Annotated in this window: 13 protein-coding genes and 1 pseudogene; 10 read left to right on the top strand and 4 right to left on the bottom strand. The window is 61.8% G+C overall.

The window, feature by feature from the left end; all coding sequences use genetic code 11:
- The first annotated feature begins 4 nt into the window (after positions 1 to 4).
- Positions 5 to 1,672 (top strand): ABC transporter ATP-binding protein, encoded by a 1,668-nt coding sequence (locus tag NKH04_RS18590; protein WP_352541732.1) that lies wholly within the window; start codon positions 5 to 7, stop codon positions 1,670 to 1,672.
- 21 nt (positions 1,673 to 1,693) lie between these two features.
- Entirely contained in the window at positions 1,694 to 3,064 is a 1,371-nt protein-coding gene (locus tag NKH04_RS18585) for an alpha-glucosidase/alpha-galactosidase (RefSeq protein ID WP_352921090.1), read from the top strand.
- A 26-nt stretch (positions 3,065 to 3,090) separates the two neighbouring features.
- On the opposite strand, the gene NKH04_RS18580 is transcribed toward NKH04_RS18585, so the two are convergent.
- Positions 3,091 to 4,293 carry an ROK family transcriptional regulator gene (locus NKH04_RS18580; protein WP_352921092.1) on the bottom strand — a complete coding sequence of 401 codons (1,203 nt, stop codon included), beginning with the start codon at positions 4,291 to 4,293 and terminating at the stop codon, positions 3,091 to 3,093.
- A 243-nt stretch (positions 4,294 to 4,536) separates the two neighbouring features.
- Between NKH04_RS18580 and NKH04_RS18575 the strand changes: the two genes are divergently transcribed.
- From NKH04_RS18575 to NKH04_RS18545, 7 genes are all read left to right on the top strand, one after another.
- Positions 4,537 to 5,808, top strand: coding sequence for an ABC transporter substrate-binding protein (locus NKH04_RS18575; protein ID WP_352969756.1), 1,272 nt, complete (start codon positions 4,537 to 4,539; stop codon positions 5,806 to 5,808).
- A gap of 71 nt (positions 5,809 to 5,879) precedes the next feature.
- On the top strand, positions 5,880 to 6,764 hold the full coding sequence (locus NKH04_RS18570; RefSeq protein WP_023677182.1) for a carbohydrate ABC transporter permease: 885 nt from the start codon (positions 5,880 to 5,882) through the stop codon (positions 6,762 to 6,764).
- Positions 6,764 to 7,615: a carbohydrate ABC transporter permease gene (locus NKH04_RS18565; protein WP_352921098.1), complete on the top strand. Its 852-nt coding sequence runs from the start codon at positions 6,764 to 6,766 to the stop codon at positions 7,613 to 7,615. The genes NKH04_RS18570 and NKH04_RS18565 overlap by 1 nt, the downstream gene beginning before the upstream one ends.
- 61 nt (positions 7,616 to 7,676) lie before the next feature.
- Positions 7,677 to 8,816 (top strand): ABC transporter ATP-binding protein, encoded by a 1,140-nt coding sequence (locus NKH04_RS18560; protein WP_352921100.1) that lies wholly within the window; start codon positions 7,677 to 7,679, stop codon positions 8,814 to 8,816.
- Positions 8,817 to 8,834: 18 nt separating this feature from the next.
- Positions 8,835 to 10,976, top strand: coding sequence for a beta-galactosidase (locus NKH04_RS18555; protein WP_352921102.1), 2,142 nt, complete (start codon positions 8,835 to 8,837; stop codon positions 10,974 to 10,976).
- A gap of 223 nt (positions 10,977 to 11,199) precedes the next feature.
- The gene (locus tag NKH04_RS18550; protein ID WP_352541731.1) at positions 11,200 to 12,441 is read left to right on the top strand and encodes an acyl-CoA dehydrogenase family protein; all 1,242 of its coding nucleotides are present in this window, start codon (positions 11,200 to 11,202) and stop codon (positions 12,439 to 12,441) included.
- Between the two features lie 7 nt (positions 12,442 to 12,448).
- Positions 12,449 to 13,465, top strand: a complete 1,017-nt coding sequence (locus NKH04_RS18545; RefSeq protein ID WP_352769551.1) for a phosphotransferase family protein — start codon at positions 12,449 to 12,451, stop codon at positions 13,463 to 13,465.
- A gap of 43 nt (positions 13,466 to 13,508) precedes the next feature.
- On the opposite strand, the gene ftsZ is transcribed toward NKH04_RS18545, so the two are convergent.
- Together ftsZ and NKH04_RS18535 are read right to left on the bottom strand one after the other, a co-directional pair.
- Entirely contained in the window at positions 13,509 to 14,516 is a 1,008-nt protein-coding gene (gene ftsZ / locus NKH04_RS18540) for a cell division protein FtsZ (RefSeq protein ID WP_023677189.1), read from the bottom strand.
- Between the two features lie 222 nt (positions 14,517 to 14,738).
- Positions 14,739 to 15,857: an NAD(P)/FAD-dependent oxidoreductase gene (locus tag NKH04_RS18535; protein WP_352817273.1), complete on the bottom strand. Its 1,119-nt coding sequence runs from the start codon at positions 15,855 to 15,857 to the stop codon at positions 14,739 to 14,741.
- Between the two features lie 166 nt (positions 15,858 to 16,023).
- Here NKH04_RS18535 and NKH04_RS18530 point away from each other — a divergent pair, with 166 nt between their 5' ends.
- Positions 16,024 to 17,400, top strand: a complete 1,377-nt coding sequence (locus tag NKH04_RS18530; RefSeq protein ID WP_352823277.1) for an aspartate aminotransferase family protein — start codon at positions 16,024 to 16,026, stop codon at positions 17,398 to 17,400.
- Between the two features lie 390 nt (positions 17,401 to 17,790).
- Here NKH04_RS18530 and NKH04_RS18525 read toward each other — a convergent pair.
- A pseudogene (locus NKH04_RS18525) lies at positions 17,791 to 18,060 on the bottom strand (transposase); the annotation flags it as partial.
- Between the last annotated feature and the right edge of the window lie 78 nt (positions 18,061 to 18,138).

Here is an 18,138-nt window from a genome sequence, read left to right as displayed (position 1 = left end):
GATGATGCAACACGCGCTCGTCAAATCCTTCGCACCGCCTGTCCGGCTCGACCATGACGGCCGTTCGGAAAACCCGGTCATTGATGCCCGCAACATCGCCGTCGATTTCAAGGTCGAACACGGCATGATCGAAGCCGTCAAGGACATCTCCTTCCAGCTCTATCGCGGCGAGACGATCGCCATTGTCGGCGAGTCGGGATCGGGCAAGTCGGTGACGGCGCGCACCGTCATGGGACTGTTGTCGAAGCGCGCAGTCGTGTCGCCGAAATCGACTGTCGAATACAACGGGGCGAACATCCTGAAATTTTCCGAGCGTGCGCGGCGCAAACTGCGCGGCGACCGCATTTCGATGATCTTTCAGGAGCCGATGAGTTCGCTTAACCCGATCTACACGATCGGCAGCCAGATCGTCGAGGCGATACGGGTGCATCGCAAGATGAGCCGCAGGCAGGCCGAAGCAAGAGCGCTCGAGCTGCTGCAGCAGGTACAGATTCCTGAGCCCCAGGCGCGGCTGAAACAATACCCGCACCAGCTTTCCGGCGGCCAACGCCAGCGTGTGATGATCGCCATGGCGCTGGCCAACGATCCCGATGTGCTGATCGCCGATGAGCCGACGACGGCGCTCGACGTCACGGTTCAGGCGCAGATCCTCAATCTCATCCGAAACCTGCAGAAGAAACTGCGCATGGCGGTGATCCTGATCACGCACGACCTGACCGTGGTGCGGCAGTTCTCCGACTATGTCTACGTCATGCAGCATGGGGAGATGCGCGAGCACAATGTGACGGAGAAGCTGTTCGCCAATCCGCAGCATCCCTACACCTGTCACCTGCTTGCCTCCGAGCCGCGCGGCCAGGCCAATCCGTTGCCGGAAAGCGCCGACGTTATTCTTGAAGCTAGGAATGTGCGCGTCTCCTTCATGCTGCGGCATGGCACGTTCATGAGGCCGGACCTGCGCGAACTCGTTGCCGTCGACAGCCTCAGCCTGACCCTTCGGCGGCACGAGACGCTGGGTCTCGTTGGCGAATCCGGATCGGGCAAGACCACCTTCGGCGAGGCGTTGCTCAGGCTCAACACCACGGACAGCGGTGAGATCTATTTCGATGGCCAGCCGATCCATGGCTGTTCGCGGGCGCAGATGCGGCCGTTGCGGTCGCGCATGCAGGTCGTTTTCCAGGATCCGTTCTCGTCGCTCAACCCGCGCATGACGATCGGCCAGATCATCGAGGAAGGGCTGGTCGTCAACCGCATGGGCGCCACCAGGAACGATCGGATCGAGCGGGTGCGCGAGGCGCTGATCAGCGCCGGCATGCCCGGCGATATCCTGTCGCGCTTCCCGCACGAGTTTTCCGGCGGCCAGCGCCAGCGTATTGCGATTGCCCGCGCCGTCGCGCTCGAACCGGAATTCATCGTACTCGACGAGCCGACATCGGCGCTGGATCTCTCGGTCCAGGCGCAGATCATCGAATTGCTGCGCAAGCTGCAGCGCGAACGGGGCCTGAGCTACATCTTCATCTCGCACGACCTCAAGGTCGTGCGGGCGCTGTGCCACCGCGTCATCGTCATGCAGCACGGCAAGATCGTCGAAGAGGGGCCGGTCGACGAAGTCCTGTCCCATCCCAAGACCGCTTACACCGAACGGCTGGTCAAAGCCGCTTTCGAGGTAGCCTAATTGCTTATGCCGGAGGTTGTTGTGGCAAGAAATCCCAAGGTCGCTTTCATCGGAGCTGGCTCGACGGTGTTCATGAGGAACATCGTCGGCGACATATTGCAGCGTCCGGCTTTATCCGGCTCGACGATCGCGCTGATGGACATCAATCCGCAACGGCTCGAGGAAAGCGCAATCGTCGTCGGTAAGCTGATCTCGACGCTTGGCGTAAAGGCCAAAGCCGAAACCTATTCGGACCAGCGCAAGGCGCTGGCGGGCGCCGATTTCGTCGTCGTCGCCTTCCAGATCGGCGGCTACGAGCCCTGCACGGTAACTGATTTCGAAGTTCCGAAGAAATACGGGCTGCGCCAGACCATCGCCGATACGCTCGGTGTCGGCGGCATCATGCGAGGCTTGAGAACCGTGCCGCATCTCTGGAAGATCTGCGAGGACATGCTCGCGGTCTGCCCGCAGGCGATCATGCTGCAATATGTCAACCCGATGGCGATCAACACCTGGGCGATCGCGGAGAAATACCCTGACATCAAGCAGGTCGGCCTCTGCCATTCGGTGCAAGGCACGGCGATGGAACTGGCGCATGATCTCGACATTCCCTACGAGGAGATTCGCTACCGCTCGGCCGGCATCAATCACATGGCCTTCTACCTGAAGTTCGAGCATCGCCAGCCGGACGGCTCCTACCGCAATCTCTATCCGGATCTGCTGCGCGCCTACAGCGAAGGGCGGGCGCCGAAGCCTGGATGGAATCCGCGCTGCCCGAACAAGGTGCGCTACGAGATGCTGAAGCGCCTCGGTTACTTCGTCACCGAGAGCTCCGAACATTTCGCGGAATACACGCCCTATTTCATCAAGGACGGGCGCGAGGATCTGATCGAGAAATTCGGTATCCCGCTCGACGAATACCCGAAGCGCTGCATCGAGCAGATCGAACGCTGGAAGGGGCAAGCGGAAGCCTATCGCTCGGCTGACAAGATCGAAGTGGAGCAGTCGAAGGAATATGCGTCCTCGATCATGAACTCGGTCTGGACCGGCGAGCCGTCGGTGATCTACGGCAACGTCCGCAACAATGGCTGCATCACGTCATTGCCGTATAATTGCGCGGCCGAAGTGCCATGCCTCGTCGACGCCTACGGCATTCAACCCACGTTCATTGGCGACCTGCCGGTGCAGCTCACCGCGCTGATCCGCACCAATATCAACGTCCAGGAGCTGACGGTCCAGGCGCTGATGACCGAGAACCGCGAGCACGTCTATCACGCGGCGATGATGGACCCGCACACGGCGGCCGAGCTCGACCTCGACCAGATATGGTCGCTGGTCGATGACTTGCTGGTTGCGCATGGCGATTGGCTGCCGGCATGGGCGCGTGGAGCGCGCAGCGTTCGAGCGGCCTGAGGCGCAGGGCTGTCTATTTCACTCGCCTATGCCGACCATAGGGCCGGCTTTGAAAGCGGAGCGGCGTTGCCGGCAGATGTTTCGAAATCAAAGAGCTTCTGCGTTACGAGAGCAGCCGCTCCCCTTGCCCAGGAATTGTCCTCCCAGTCCAGCAGCATTGGTGGTGCCGCGCGAAAGGTATTTTTCCCAAGCGTCAGCCGCATTGGGCCAAACAGCGCATCGCCAAACGACACGGCTTCACCGCCGACGACAATGACCTCCGGGTCGGTGATGTTGACAAGATTGGCGAGATGCCGGCCGATGCCATGTCCGGCTTCTTCGAGAATGGCGACGGCTCGCGGTTCGCGGTCTGCCAAGGCTGCCATAAGGCTGACTTTGCTATCCGTTTCGTTGTGCCCGGTGGCTTCGCGCCAAGTGCGCAGGATCGCCGGCTCGGCGTAATAGGCCATCAAGCAGCCGCGTTTTCCGCACTCGCAAAGGCGGCCGTTCTCCTCATAAGAGCTGTGGCCGAACTTGCCGGCGGCACCGTTCGCGCCGCGATAGAGTTTGCCATCGAAGACGAGCGCGCAGCCGATTCCGACACCGATCGCCAGCACAGCCATATGGCGGTGCTGGCGTCCGAGGCCGAAGAGTTGCTGGGCAATGGCATAGGCATTGGTGTCGTCCTCAAGCCACACGGGGACGTCCACCAGTTCGGCCAGCATCGGGCCAAGGGGAACGTTGTCCCAGTTGTAGCGATTGCTGCGGATACACACAGCCTTCTGGTTGTCTATGACGCCAGGCATTGAAACGCCGATCCCGGCAAGCTTGGCAGCGGGCCGATCGACAATGGAAATCAGCTCCGGTACCGCCTTGGCCAAGGTCGCTATGATATGGTCGGGATCGCTGTCCGAGAGCTTGACGCGCAGAGAGCCCAGCGGATTGGTCGCAAGATCGGTGACCACGCATTCGACCGATCCGACCATCAGCTTGAAACCTATGGCAAGGCCGTTGGCATAGTTGATATCCACCGGGATAGGGCGGCGCCCAGCCGAGCCCACGACTGTCTTGCCTTCGATCAGCAGGCCATCCTCGATGAGGTCGGCCACGACGAAGGTGACCGCTGCCGGACTAAGGCCGGTAACTGACGCTATGTCGGCCCGGCTGCGCGCTCCTTCCTGCCGCAAGAGATTGAGGATCAGTCTGCGGTTCATCGCCCGAGTCGTGCTCGGGTCACCCTTGAGCTTCACGGATCTGCTTTCTTAATTTTGTAAATTAATTATTGCCTCTCGAGAAAACATATGCGTAAGTTTGCCCGACTGTTCAACACCCGAACCGGGGGTCAGCGAAATTAATCCGGTTAGCAATGTCACCGCGCTCTGAAGGAGCGGGCAAGTATATTGCCTTGCCCGGGAGGTGAGCCGAGCCGGTGAGAAGAACAACCGCGCCGGCCGGTGTGCCAGTAGAGAATTGACAACACGGGAGGAGTAACAATGACGTTCAAGTGGATTGAAAAGCCGTCGACGCGGCGCAATTTCCTGAAGGGAGCTGGGGGCATTTCCGCTGGAGCCCTCGCGGGCTTCCCGATGCCGGCACTCAGCCAGTCGAGCGAAGTCACCATCATTTCAGACGAAAACAATGCCGATGCCCTGCGGATCTTGCGGCGCATCGCGGCCGACTTCGAGAAGCAGTCCGGCACCAAGGTTGTGATCAACAATATGGATCACGAGGCTCACAAGACCGCGATCCGCAACTACCTTGTCGCCGGCGCGCCGGATGTCTGCTTCTGGTTCTCCGGAAACCGCATGCGCGCCTTCGTCACCCGCGGCCTGTTCGACGACATTTCGGATCTGTTCGAGAAGGAAAAGTACAAGGACGTGCTGGGTGCCACGACCGGTGCCGTCACTGTCGACGGCAAGCAGTATGGCCTGCCGACTGGCGGCACGATGTGGGGCATGTTCTATCGCAAGGACGTCTTTGCCGAGCACGGACTGACGGTGCCGGCGACCTGGGACGAATTCCTTGCTTACGGCCAGAAGTCCAAGGCTGCCGGCCTTATTCCCGTCAGCATCGGCACCAAGGAACTCTGGCCGGCGGCCGGATGGTTCGACCAGATGAACCTGCGGATCAACGGTCTCGACAAGCACTTTGCCTTGATGAAAGGCAAGATGGCTTACACCGACCCGGCGCTGACGCCTGTTTTCGACCACTGGGAAGAGCTGATCAAGCAGGGTTTCTTCACACCGGATCAGACGTCGTTCGGCTGGCAGGAGGCCGGCGCCTTCCTCGCCCAGAAGAAGGCCGGCATGATGAACCTCGGCGCCTTCGTGAAAGCTACTTTCCCTGAGCAGGATCTCGAGCAGCTGACATTCGCGCCTTTCCCGAAGATTGACGGCGCCCTCGAACGCTACGAAGAATTCTCGGTCAATTCGGTCCACATCCCGGCCAACGCCAAGAACAAGGCGGGTGCCCGCGAGTTCCTCGCCTTCTTCTACCGGCCGGAAAATTTCGGCCCTTATCTGGAACCCGGCGGCAACGTTCCGCCGCGCAACGACCTTCCGGCCAGCAAGGACCCGCTGGTCAACGCGGCTGTGGAAAGCCTGAAGACGGTGGCCGGCACGTCGCAATATTACGACCGTGACACCGATCCCGACATGGCCCAGGCGGGTTTGGTCGGCTTCCAGGAATTCATGGCCAAGCCGGAGCGCCGGGACGCCATTCTTCAGCGTCTCGAGGGAACCCGTCGCCGGATCTTCAAGATCTAGCGCCTCCCAGCGGAGGGGAGCGGGGTTCGTGCTCTGCTCCCCGATGCTTTCCGTGAATGAGGTCCCCCAAAATGACGAAGCTTTGGCGCCGCCATCGCTGGTGGCTGACACCGACACTTCTGATCCTGCCAGCCGCTGTGCTGTTTTCCGTCGTCATTCTGGCCTCTGCGGTCGAGAGCCTATGGATCAGCCTGCACGAATGGGACGGCTTCAGCCCGATGGTCTGGATCGGCCTCGGCAACTACCGCGAACTGTTCGCCGACCCGCAGTTCTATGTTTCGCTGAAGAACAATCTGATCTGGTTGGTGATGTTCATGCTGGCGCCGCCGCTCGGCCTCGCCATCGCGCTGCTCGTCAACCAGAAAATCCGCGGCATGCGCCTGCTCAAATCGCTGTTCTTCATTCCGCTGGTGCTGGCTTCGGTTGCCGTCGGCGTTGTCTTCACCTGGGTCTATACGCCGGAATTCGGACTTCTCGCCCTGATCTTCCGCACCTTCGGCGCGACCGCCCCGGCAGTGCTGTCGGATGAAAACTTCGTCACCTTCGCCGTCGTGATCGCAGCGTTGTGGCCGCAGATCGCCTTCTGCATGGTGCTCTATCTCGCCGGCCTCAACAATCTCAGCGAGGACCTGATCGGCGCCGGGCGGGTCGACGGCGCCAGGGGCTGGAACATGCTGCGCCACATCGTGTTGCCGCAGCTGACGCAGGTCACCTTTATCGCCATCGCCGTCACCGTCGTCGGCGCACTGCGTTCCTTCGACATGGTCTCGGTGATGACCAGCGGCGGCCCCTTCGGTTCGTCCGAGGTGCTTGCCTATCAGATGTTCGAGCAGTCCATATTTTCCTACCGCTTCGGCTATGGCGCGGCCATTGCCTCGGTGCTGTTCGTGATCATGGCGGTCTTCATCGCCTGGTACCTGACGCGGATGATCCGCGCCGATGAAAGAGGCGGCTGATGTTTCCCCGCCCGATCCCCGAGACTGCTATTTCGCAGCGTGGCCTCTATGTCGTGCTGGTGGTCGGCATCCTGATTGTCTGGCTGGCGCCGCTCTTTGCCATCATCCTTACCTCGTTCCGCTCTATGCAGGATGTAATGGGCGGCAATCTGTGGGGCTGGCCGACCCAATTCGGCCTGGTCGACAACTACACGGCGGTCTTCACCCAGACGCCGATGGCCCGCTACTTCCTCAACAGCCTGACGATCACCATCCCCTCGGTGATGGGCGTTCTCATCTTGAGCACGCTCGCTGGGTTCGTGCTCGCCCGTTACCGGTTTCGCGGCAATATGCTCGTCTTCGCCCTGTTCGTCGGCGGAAACTTCCTGCCGCACCAGATCATGATGATCCCGGTGCGCGATCTCATGGTGCGGCTCAATCTCTACGACACGATGGCGGCCCTGATCATCTTCCACATCGCCTTCCAGACCGGGTTTGCGACACTGTTCATGCGCAACTTCATCGCCGCCTTGCCGGGAGAACTGTTTCAGGCCGCCAGGGCCGAGGGCGCGACGCCGTTTCAGACATTGGTACATGTCGTGGTCCCATTGGTGCGGCCGGCTCTCGCGGCGCTGGCCATCCTGCTCTTCACCTTTATCTGGAACGATTATTTCTGGGCGGTCGTGCTCACCATCAGCGATACCGTCAAACCGGTAACCGCCGGCCTAGCCAACCTGCGCGGCGAATGGGTCTCGGCCTGGAACCTGATCTCGGCTGGCACCATCGTCGTGGCTTTGCCGCCGGTTGCCATGTTCTTCCTAATGCAGAAGCACTTCATCACCGGCCTCACCATGGGAGCGGTCAAGGGATGAGCGATCATGGCTTCAAGGCGTCGCCCACCCGATCCGAAACTGATTTCGCAAGCAGGGCTCCATGACCAGTCTTGAACTCCGGCAGATACAAAAGAATTATGGCAGCTACCACGCGCTGCGCGGCATCGATCTCAGCGTCGAACAGGGCGAGTTCATTGTCACCGTCGGGCCGTCCGGCTGTGGCAAGTCAACGCTGTTGAAGATCATCGCCGGGCTTGAAACCGTCTCGACCGGTAAGATTCTCATCAACGGCCGTGATGTCACCACCACCGAGCCGGGTGAGCGCGGCATTGCCATGGTCTTCCAGTCCTATGCGCTTTACCCGCATATGACCGTCGCCGAGAACATGGGTTTCGGCCTGCGCATGGCGCATCGCCCCAAGGCCGAGATCGATGCCGCCGTGCTGCGAGCCGCCAAGATCCTTCGCATTACCGACCAGCTCGACAAGCGGCCGAAACAGCTTTCCGGCGGCCAGCGTCAGCGTGTGGCGATCGGCCGTGCGATAACCCGCTCGCCCGACGTGTTCCTGTTCGACGAACCATTGTCCAACCTCGACGCAGCGCTGCGCACGCAGATGCGCGTCGAGCTTTCCGATCTGCACGCCAGGCTCGGCGCCACCATGGTCTATGTCACGCACGACCAGACCGAGGCGATGACAATGGCGAGCCGTATCGTCGTGCTCAATCGCGGCTCGGTCGAGCAGGTGGGCGCTCCGCTCGAACTCTACCGCAATCCGGCCAATCTCTTCGTCGCGGGCTTCCTCGGCGCACCCCGGATGAATTTTTTCGAAGTGACGGTCGCCGCTGTCTCCGGCGGCGTCGCCACGCTGTCGACCGCCGGTCTTTCTCCTTTGACTGTCGAACTGACGGAAGCGGCATCCGTACAGGTCGGCGATAGGGTGACGATGGGGATCCGGCCGGAGAGCATCAGCTTGGCCGCGGAAGAGACGGTGAGTTTTGCCGCACGGGTACGGCTGGTCGAGCATCTCGGCCGCGAGACCATCCTCTATGCCGACGCCGGCCCGCTGCAATGCGTCAGTTCCGAAAGCGGCAGCGGCAACGTCACCGTCCAGATCGGCCATGCGAGTGCCGTCGCTGCCGATGCGACCGTCGGCTTCAAGGTCGAGCCGCGTGACGTCTATCTCTTTTCCTCTGTCGATGAGCGGACAATCAGTGCCCGCAAATCCACCATCACCGACTGACCTGCAGGAGTATCCTTCGTGAACAAGACTTCAAACGGCCGCGCCCTGTCGGTCTGGCGCACGATCCAGACCGACCGCTTTCTGGTCGGCGCGCCGCATTACCCCGAGCATGTGGACGAGAGTTACTGGGACAATGACGCCAGGCGCATGGCCGAGGCCGGCTTCAACGTCGCCCGCCTCGGCGAATTCGCCTGGCACATTTTCGAACCGCGTGAAGGCACCTTCGATTTCGACCTGTTCGACCGGGCAATCGAGGGCCTCGCGCGTCACGGCGTCAACACGATCCTGTGCACGCCGACCGCCACCCCGCCGCGCTGGCTGACGGCAAAACATCCGGAAATCCTGCGGCTTGATGGAAATGGCCGGTCGATGGGCCACGGCTCGCGCCAGTATGCCGACACCAGCAGCCCGGTGTTTCGCGACTACAGCCGCAAGATTACCAGGGCGATGGCGGACCACTACCGCGACAACGCAAATGTCATCGGCTGGCAGACCGACAATGAACTCAACACCAGCATGCCGGAATCCTATTCGCCGTCGGCATTGAAGGAATTCCAGGCTTACCTCCAGGAAACCTACAAGACGATAGACAGGCTGAACTTCGCCTGGGGTGGCGATTTCTGGGCGACGGCTTACGGCGATTTCAGCGAAATTGTCTTCCCGCTGGATTTTTCCCCGTCCTTTCCCGGTCCCGGTCACCTCCAGGACTACCACCGTTTTCTCGCCTTTTCGACAGCACGGTTCCAGCACGACCAGGTCGAGATCCTGAGAAAAGCGAATGCCAGTTGGTTCATTTTCCACAATCTCGGCGGATTGCGTGACATCGACTTTCGCGGCCAATTCTCCACCGATCTCGACTTCGTCGGCTACGACATCTATCCGTTCCTCTATGACGAGTTCTTTCGCCTCGGCAACCACGCCAAGATCCAGGCGCTGCATCTCGACATCTGCAGGGGATTTTCCGGCAACTACATAGTGCCGGAACAACAGTCGGGCTTTGGCGCCCAGCCGGGCTTCTGCACGCTGACGCCGGAGCCGGGCGAAATGCGACGCATGGCGATGTCGTCGGTTGCGCGTGGCGCCGATGGTATCATGTTCTTCCGCTGGCGCCCCGCGCATTTCGGTGCGGAGATATACTGGATGGGCATCATCGACCACGATGATGTCGCTCGCCGCCGCTATGACGAAGCCAGGCAGTTCGCCACCGAGGTGACGGCGCTTAAAGACAAGATCCTGGGCACCCATGTGCGGATGGATGTCGGCATCGCCGGCTCGGACTTCGACAATCAGGAAGCCCACAAGACCTTCCCCATCGGCCTGCCAAGTCCGCAGGATGATGCAACCTTGCTGCATCAGTATTGCTATGACCGCGGCATCGCCTGCGGCTTCATCCACCCGGAAGACGATCTATCGAAGCTCAAGGTCTTCTACGTGCCGCATTGGGTGATCTGGAAGGACAGCTGGACCGAGCGGCTGCAAGTCTTTGCCGAAAATGGCGGTACCGTCATCATCGGCGCGCGCACGGGAACCCGCGACGAAAACAACCACGTCATCCGCGAGACAGCGCCGGGCCGGTCGCTGTCGAAGCTGACCGGCGTTCGCGTCGAGGATTTCGGGCGGCTGGCGGCACCTGGGGCCAATGGCCTGTTCAATACCATGTCGCGCTCCGGCGGGCTCGTCATTCCTCCCGACAGACCGGCCGAATCCAGCCGCCGTATCCGTCGTTTCACCGTCGGAAACCACGAGTTCGATGCCGGTTATTTCTATGAGAACCTCGCAGTCGAACCGGAAGTCGAAATTGTAGGGGTTTGGTCGAACCGCTACGCGGCGGGAACGCCTGCAATTACCTCCCGCGCCGTCGGCAAGGGCCGTGTGCTCTATGTCGGCACTTATCTAACGCCGGAGCTGACAGCTCAACTCGCTACGCGCACTTTCGTGGATGCGAATGTGGAGCCTCTGGTTCCGGATCTGCCGGACGGCGTCGAGGTCACGATGCGCGAGAATGACGAACGCCGGCTGTTGTTCGTGCAAAACGTCAAAGACACGCCCGTTACGGTAACCGGCGTTCCCTTCGGCAGCAACCTGCTCGATAGCGAAGGACCTGTCTCCGGAGTGTTGACGCTGGACGGCTATGGCTGCGCTGTCCTCGAATTGATCTGAGCATTGTCGCGGACGTCAGCGATACGAAACCTGAGTACTCTTTGATCCTGGAATTCGACCGCCATCGGCAGCACGCCGGCATCGATCCATATCGAACCGGCGCTTTGACGTGCGCAAGGAACGGCCGGCGAACTGCTGTTGCTCCCATTCAACGACGGCAGTTACACTACCGGCGCGACCATCGGAGCCGATGGCGGCATCTCGTTTCATCCTTGTGAGCGCCATGAATTTCGACATTTCCGTCCGAACCGAGGCCTTCCGCAGCCGGATCGCCGATTTCGTCGAGCGCGAAATCCTGCCGCTCGAGGCTGACAAGGCTTGCTATGACGGCCATGGCAATATTGCGCTGCCGCTGCTTGAAACGCTGCGCGGCAAGGCGAAAGCAGCCGGCCTGTGGTGCCTGCAGCTCAAACCCGAGACCGGCGGGGCCGGCCTTTCCAAGGTGGATATGGCCGTCTGCTATGAAGAGATGAACCGCTCGATCTTCGGTCCGGTCGTGTTCAATTCCGCGGCCCCCGACGATGGCAATATGATGATGCTGGAAGGGTTGGGAACGCCTGAGCAGAAGCAAAGATGGCTGAAACCGATCGTCGAGGGCAAGGTGCGCTCGGCCTTCGCAATGACGGAACCGCACCCGGGCGGCGGCTCCGACCCGTCGATGATCATGACCAGAGCCGAACGGCGTGGCGACAGATATGTCGTCACAGGCCGCAAATGGTTCATCACCGGCGCGCAAGAGGCGAGCCACTTCATTCTCATTGCGCGCACTTCGGACGATCCGCGTCACGGCCTTTCGGCCTTGCTGTTCCACAAGGACCAGCCGGGCTGGCGGATCGTGCGGCGCATCGAAATCATGGGACCGGAAGAACATGGCGGCCATTGCGAGCTGGAGTTCGACGGCCTGGAAGTCCCGGTCGAGGACGTGCTTGCCGGCGAAGGCAGCGGCCTCCGGGTTACCCAGGTCCGGCTCGGTCCGGCGCGGCTCACCCATTGCATGCGCTGGCTCGGTCTTGCCAAGCGCTGCATCGAGATCGCGCGCGCCTATGCCGCCGAGCGTAGCGGTTTCGGGCAGCTTTTGGCCGACCGTGAGAGTATCCAGCTGATGCTCGGCGACCTTGCTATGCGCATCGAGATCGGGCGGCTGCTGGTGATGAAGGCGGCCTGGGAGCTCGATCGCGGTGGCTTTGCCCGCAAGGAGGTCTCCATGGCCAAGATCCAGGTCGCCAACGTGCTGCATGACGCCGCCGACGTGGCGATCCAGATCAACGGCGCCCGCGGCTATTCGAAAGACACTGTACTCGAATGGATTTACCGCTACGCCCGCCAGGCTCGCCTGGTCGACGGCGCCGACGAGGTCCACAAGATGGTGCTCAACCGCTTTCTCAACGAGGAAGGTGCGGGCTTCTGGCGCTGGCATGTCGAAGCCGGCAGACAAGACGAAACAGGTCGCGGCGGGAACCGCTGAGCCGGCAATGAGGATGGATTTCGATCCAGTACGCCTGGAGGATTTTCTGAGAGCGCATTTTGGCGATGGCCAAATGTCGCTTGAGCGGATCGTCGGCGGCCAATCCAACCCGACCTATTTCGTCGACTATGGCGGCCGCCGCATGGTTCTGCGCAAGAAACCTCCGGGACCGATCCTGCGCGGCGCTCATGCGGTCGATCGCGAGTACCGGGTGATCGAGGCGCTAGCATCGACAAAGGTGCCGGTGCCGCGGCCGGTGCTCTATCACGACGGCGACGAGCCGCTCGGCACGCCGTTCTATCTGATGCAGCGGCTCGACGGCCGGGTGTTCCACGATGGCGCGTTGCCGGGACTGACGCCAGACGAGCGGCGCGGCATCTATTTCGGCATGGCCGAGGCGCTGGCAAAGCTGCACGCCGTCCGGCCGGAAGAGGTTGGGCTCGGCGACTATGGCCGTCCCGGGAACTATTTTGAGCGACAGATCGCGCGCTGGACCAGACAGTTGCGGGAATCGCCGAGCGAGCGCATTGCCGCGCTCGAAGCCGTCGCCGAATGGCTGCCGCGACATCTTCCGCCAGATGATGGCCACGTTTCGATCGCGCATGGCGATTTCCGTCTCGGCAATCTCATCTTCCATCCCGAGCGGCCCGAGGTGATCGGCATACTCGACTGGGAGTTATCGACCCTCGGCCATCCGCTTGCCGATCTCGGCTTCTGCTCGATGCCCTGGCATTCCTCATCGGACGAATATGGCGGCATCCTCGGCCTTGATCAGGCAGCCCTCGGTATTCCGACACAGCGCGAATTCCTCGATCATTACTTCGCCTACGCCGTGCCGACGGCGCCGCTGCAGCGGTTCCATCTGGTGTTTGCCATGTTCCGCTTTGCCGTGATCTTCGTCGGCATCGCCGACCGCGTGCTGGCCGGCAGCGCGGTTGCGGCCGATGCGGCGGATGTGGCACCGCTGGCCGGCTGTTTTGCTGTACGCGCCGTGGAAGTCATCGACGGCGCGCGGCCCTGGTGACGCGAGGCTGGCAGTCGGCTGAGCGAGTTGCAGCGATACGCGTTCAGTTCATGCGAACTTCCGGTTCGGCAAGCAGTGGGATCTCCAGGCCACGCCGCAAGCCGGTCGCCACGACCGACACCCTGAATTTTCCGGCGAGTGCCTTGTCGAAGATGGCGCCGACGATGATGTCGGCATCGTTGTCGACCTCCTCGCGGATGCGGGTAGCGGCTTCGTCGACCTCGAACAGCGTCATGTCCATGCCGCCCGATATCGAGACAAGGACGCCCTTGGCGCCCATCATCGAGGCTTCGTCGAGCAGCGGGTTGGCGATTGCCGCTTCCGCTGCCTTCTTGGCGCGGCCTTCTCCGGCGGCTTCGCCGGTTCCCATCATGGCGCGGCCCATGTCGCGCATCACCGACTTCACATCGGCGAAGTCGAGATTGATCAGGCCTTCTTTGACGATCAGATCGGTGATGCAGCCGACACCCGCATAGAGGACCCGGTCGGCCATGGCAAAGGCGTCGGCGAACGTGGTTCTGGCGTCGGCGATCCTGAACAGATTCTGGTTGGGAATGACGATGACGGTATCGGCGCTTTCGCGCAGGCGCTCGATGCCCTCATCGGCAGCGTACATGCGGCGCCTGCCTTCGAAGACGAATGGCTTGGTGACGACGGCAACGGTCAGTATTCCGGCTGCCCGCGCTGCCTGTGCTATAACAGGCGCGGCACCAGTGCCGGTTCCGCCTCCCATGCCGGCGGTCACGAAGCACATGTGCGTTCCAGCAAGGTGATCCATGATCTCGTCGATGGATTCCACGGCCGCGGCACGGCCGACCTCGGGCAGGGACCCGGCGCCGAGACCTTCGGTGATATGAGCGCCCAACTGGATCAGCCTCGTTGCCTTCGACATGGCAAGGGCCTGGGCATCGGTGTTGGCGACGATGAATTCCGCGCCCTGCAGGCCTTCGGCGATCATGTTGTTGACGGCGTTGCCGCCGCCGCCGCCGACCCCGACGACGGTGATCTTGGGCCTCATCTCCGAGATTACCGGCCTCGTCGCGGTGTTCATTGCCGTTCTCCCTGGATACGCCGAGTGGTCGCTGGAAGCTTGTCCCGGGCGCACTGCGAAAACTCTGAACCGGGCAGTGCGAATCAGGACAGCCCCAGAATGCAGGGAATCAGAGCGCGGAGCGGGCTGCAAGTGCGCGATGTGCCTCATAGGCGACTTGCGTCTGAAAGTTCACGCAATGCGCCTTGATACAGTGCAGATCGCGGCGCGGGGCGCCGCACGCTACAACTTCGGCGCGAGGCACTGCGCGACGTGGTCGGCAATCGTCAGGCAGGAGGTCAGGCCGGGGCTTTCGATGCCGAACAGGTTGACCAGGCTATCCACGCCGTGCACCGCCACGTCCTGGACGACGAAGTCGGCATTGGCCTCACCGGGACCGGACAGTTTTGGCCGGATGCCGCTGTAAGCGGGTTGCAGGCTGCCATCGGCCAGGTCCGGCCAGTATTTGCGGATCTCGCTGTAGAAGCGCTCGCCACGAGCCGGGTCGACGCGGTAGTCGAGTTGATCGGTCCATTCGACGTCCGGCCCGAAGCGGGCGACGCCATCAAGGTCGAGTGTCAGATGAACACCGAGCCCGCCGGGTTCGGGCACCGGATAGACCAATCGCGAGAACGGCGCCCGTCCGGCCACCGAAAAATAATTGCCCTTGGCATAATGGAGCTTTGGCACGAATTGCTGATTGAGCCCTTCAAGCGAACCGGCAAGTGCTGCGGCGCCAAGCCCGGCGGCATTGACGAAACGCGGAGTGGCGATCTCGAAGCGCTCGCCGCCGGCAGCGTCCACCGTCTCGAGCACGACGCGGCCTGCTTCGATGCGGCCGGAGGCGATGCGCGTGTTGAGACTAAGTGCCGCCCCGTGCTCCTCGGCGTCGCCCAACAGGGCGAGCATCAGGGCATGGCTGTCGATGATGCCGGTGGCGGGCGACAGCAGCGCCGCCGTGCACTTAAGGCTGGGCTCCAGCGTATGCGCCTCGGCTTCGCTCAAGCGCAACAGGTCGCCGGCGCCGCAAGCGCGTGCATTGGCCCGGATTGAGGCGAGCACCGGCTCCTGTTCGGCACTTGTGGCAACGATGAGCTTGCCGCAGCGCGCGTGTGGGACCGCCCGCTCCTCGCAATAGCGATAGAGTCTTTCCCGGCCGGCCACGCAGAACTGGGCTTTCAGCGATCCAACCGGATAGTGGAGGCCGGCATGGATGACCTCGGAATTGCGCGAGCTTGTCCCGGTGCCGATAGCGTTCTCGGCTTCCAGGACCAGCGTATCGATGCCGCGCTGCGCCATCTCTCGCGTGATCGCCAGGCCAACAACGCCGGCGCCAGCGACAATGCAGTCGACATGGTCCACGGTTAGGTCAAGCCGAAGTTCTGCATGCGTCCATCCATCCGCTGGCCCTGCCGAAAGCGCTTGACACTATACCGTTCGAGAAAGATGCATCAAACGGCATAACGCACGGGGACCTGCCGAGCCGGACCGGCGGCAGGATTGTTCCGCGTCAGCATCAGGAGCCGTCATGGACGCACGACCGAATTCACCCGAAGCCCGCGACATAAGCTTTCACATGCATGGCTATACGAATGCGCGCAAGCATCAGGAGTCGGGGCCGCTCGTCATCGAGAAGGGCGACGGCATCTATGTCGAGGACCTTGCCGGCAACCGCTATATCGAGGCGATGGCGGGGCTCTGGAGCGTCGCGGTCGGCTTTTCGGAGAAGCGGCTGGTCGATGCGGCAGTACGGCAAATGTCGAAGCTGCCTTACTATCACGATTTCGGCTCCAAATCGCATTCGCCGCTGATCGATCTCGCCGAGAGACTGGTGCAGATGGCGCCGGTGCCGATGAGCAAGGCGTATTTCACCAATTCCGGCTCCGAGGCCAACGATACGGCCATGAAGATGATCTGGTACCGGTCGAATGCGCTCGGCCAGCCGGCGCGCAAGAAGATCGTCAGCCGCAAGAAGGGCTATCACGGCGTCACCATCGCCTCGGCAAGCCTGACCGGACTGCCCAACAACCACACTTCCTTTGACCTGCCGATTGCCAATGTGCTGCATACCTCGACGCCGCACCATTGGCGCGAGGCGCTGCCGGGTGAAAGCGAGGAGCTGTTTTCGACGCGGCTTGCCGACGAACTGGAAAAGCTGATCCTCGCCGAAGGACCGGAAACCATCGCCGCCTTTTTCGGCGAACCGATCATGGGCGCCGGCGGCGTCATCGTACCGCCGGCGGGCTACTGGGAGAAGATACAGGCGGTCCTGTCGAGATACGACATCCTGCTCATCGCCGACGAGGTGATCTGCGGCTTTGGCCGAACTGGTGAGATGTTCGGCTCGCAGACCTTCGGCATCAGGCCCGACATCATGGTGTTATCGAAACAGATCTCTTCGTCCTACCTGCCGATCTCAGCCCTGCTGATCAATGACAAGGTATTCGAGCCGATCGCCGACGAAAGCAACCGTATCGGCACCTTCGGCCACGGTTTCACCGGCGGCGGCCATCCTGTTGCGGCAGCGGTCGCGCTCGAGAACCTGAAGCTGATCGAGGAGCGCGACCTTGTCGGCAATGCGCGTGCGGTCGGCGCGCATATGCTGAAGCGGCTGCGCACGCTCGCTTCGCACCCGCTTGTCGGCGAGGTGCGCGGCATCGGCCTGATTTCGGCGGTCGAACTGGTCGGCGACAAGGCGAACAAGGCGCCGTGGGGGAAGACCAGTGAACTGGGCGGGCTCGTCAACGGCTTCATGCAGCAGAACGGCGTCATCTCGCGCAATATGGGCGATGCGCTGGCTTTCTGCCCGCCGCTGATCATCACCGAGCCGCAGGTCGACCAGGTGATCGACGCGTTTGAACGGTCGCTCGAGGCTGCCGCCAAGCAGGTCCGATCGCAGAGCTGAATAGGCAAAGTCGATTTTGAAACCTGAAAACAAAAACGCCTCGGCGACGGCTGGCAGAAGGTTACCTCCACACCGATAGTGTTGAAAAAGTCCGGGTTGCAGCAGTCCTGAAGCACTTCTCTATTCGGCATGTTGAGGTCAAGCGCTTTCGAGCTTGCGGCTTCTCCGGCGTTTGACGTCTTTCGCGGGGCCTCGCTTCTCTACGGGATCGGCTTTAGCCCTCCCAGCATGGGATCAGGAGAATGAAGCGGCACAATCTGATTCGCGGCCTGATCGGCTGCAGTGAGCGACCGGTCCGAGTGCTTCAACGAACTCGCCTCATCCATCGTCCCGCGAAGGACGTGCTTCCGCCGGTGGCGGAACTTGTCTCTCTCCTTACGGCCTTCCCGGTCAGATAGCGGCTGGCGAGGCCTCCCGCGTCCAGCGGAATTCGGTGCCGTCCACCCACATGCGGTGCATGATGACCGCCAGCCGGCGGGCGAGTGCCACGATCGCTTTTCGCAGACCGCACCGCTTGGCGACATTCATCGCCCACGCCTTCAGCCATGACCACTTCTTGACGCGCGTTAGCATCACTTGGGCGGCTTCGTAGAGCAAGGTGCGCATCATCCCGTCGCCGCACAGCGAGACGCGACCCACGCGGTGACTTTCACCTGATTCGCGGCCTGATCGGCTGCAGTGAGCGACCGGTCCGAGTGCTTCAACGAACTCGCCTCATCCATCGTCCCGCGAAGGACG

This window comes from Mesorhizobium sp. M1365 (genome assembly GCF_040317865.1).
Lineage (GTDB): Bacteria > Pseudomonadota > Alphaproteobacteria > Rhizobiales > Rhizobiaceae > Mesorhizobium.
The sequence above is the reverse complement of the archived record's forward strand: the minus strand, read 5'-3'. Positions and strand labels throughout refer to the sequence as shown.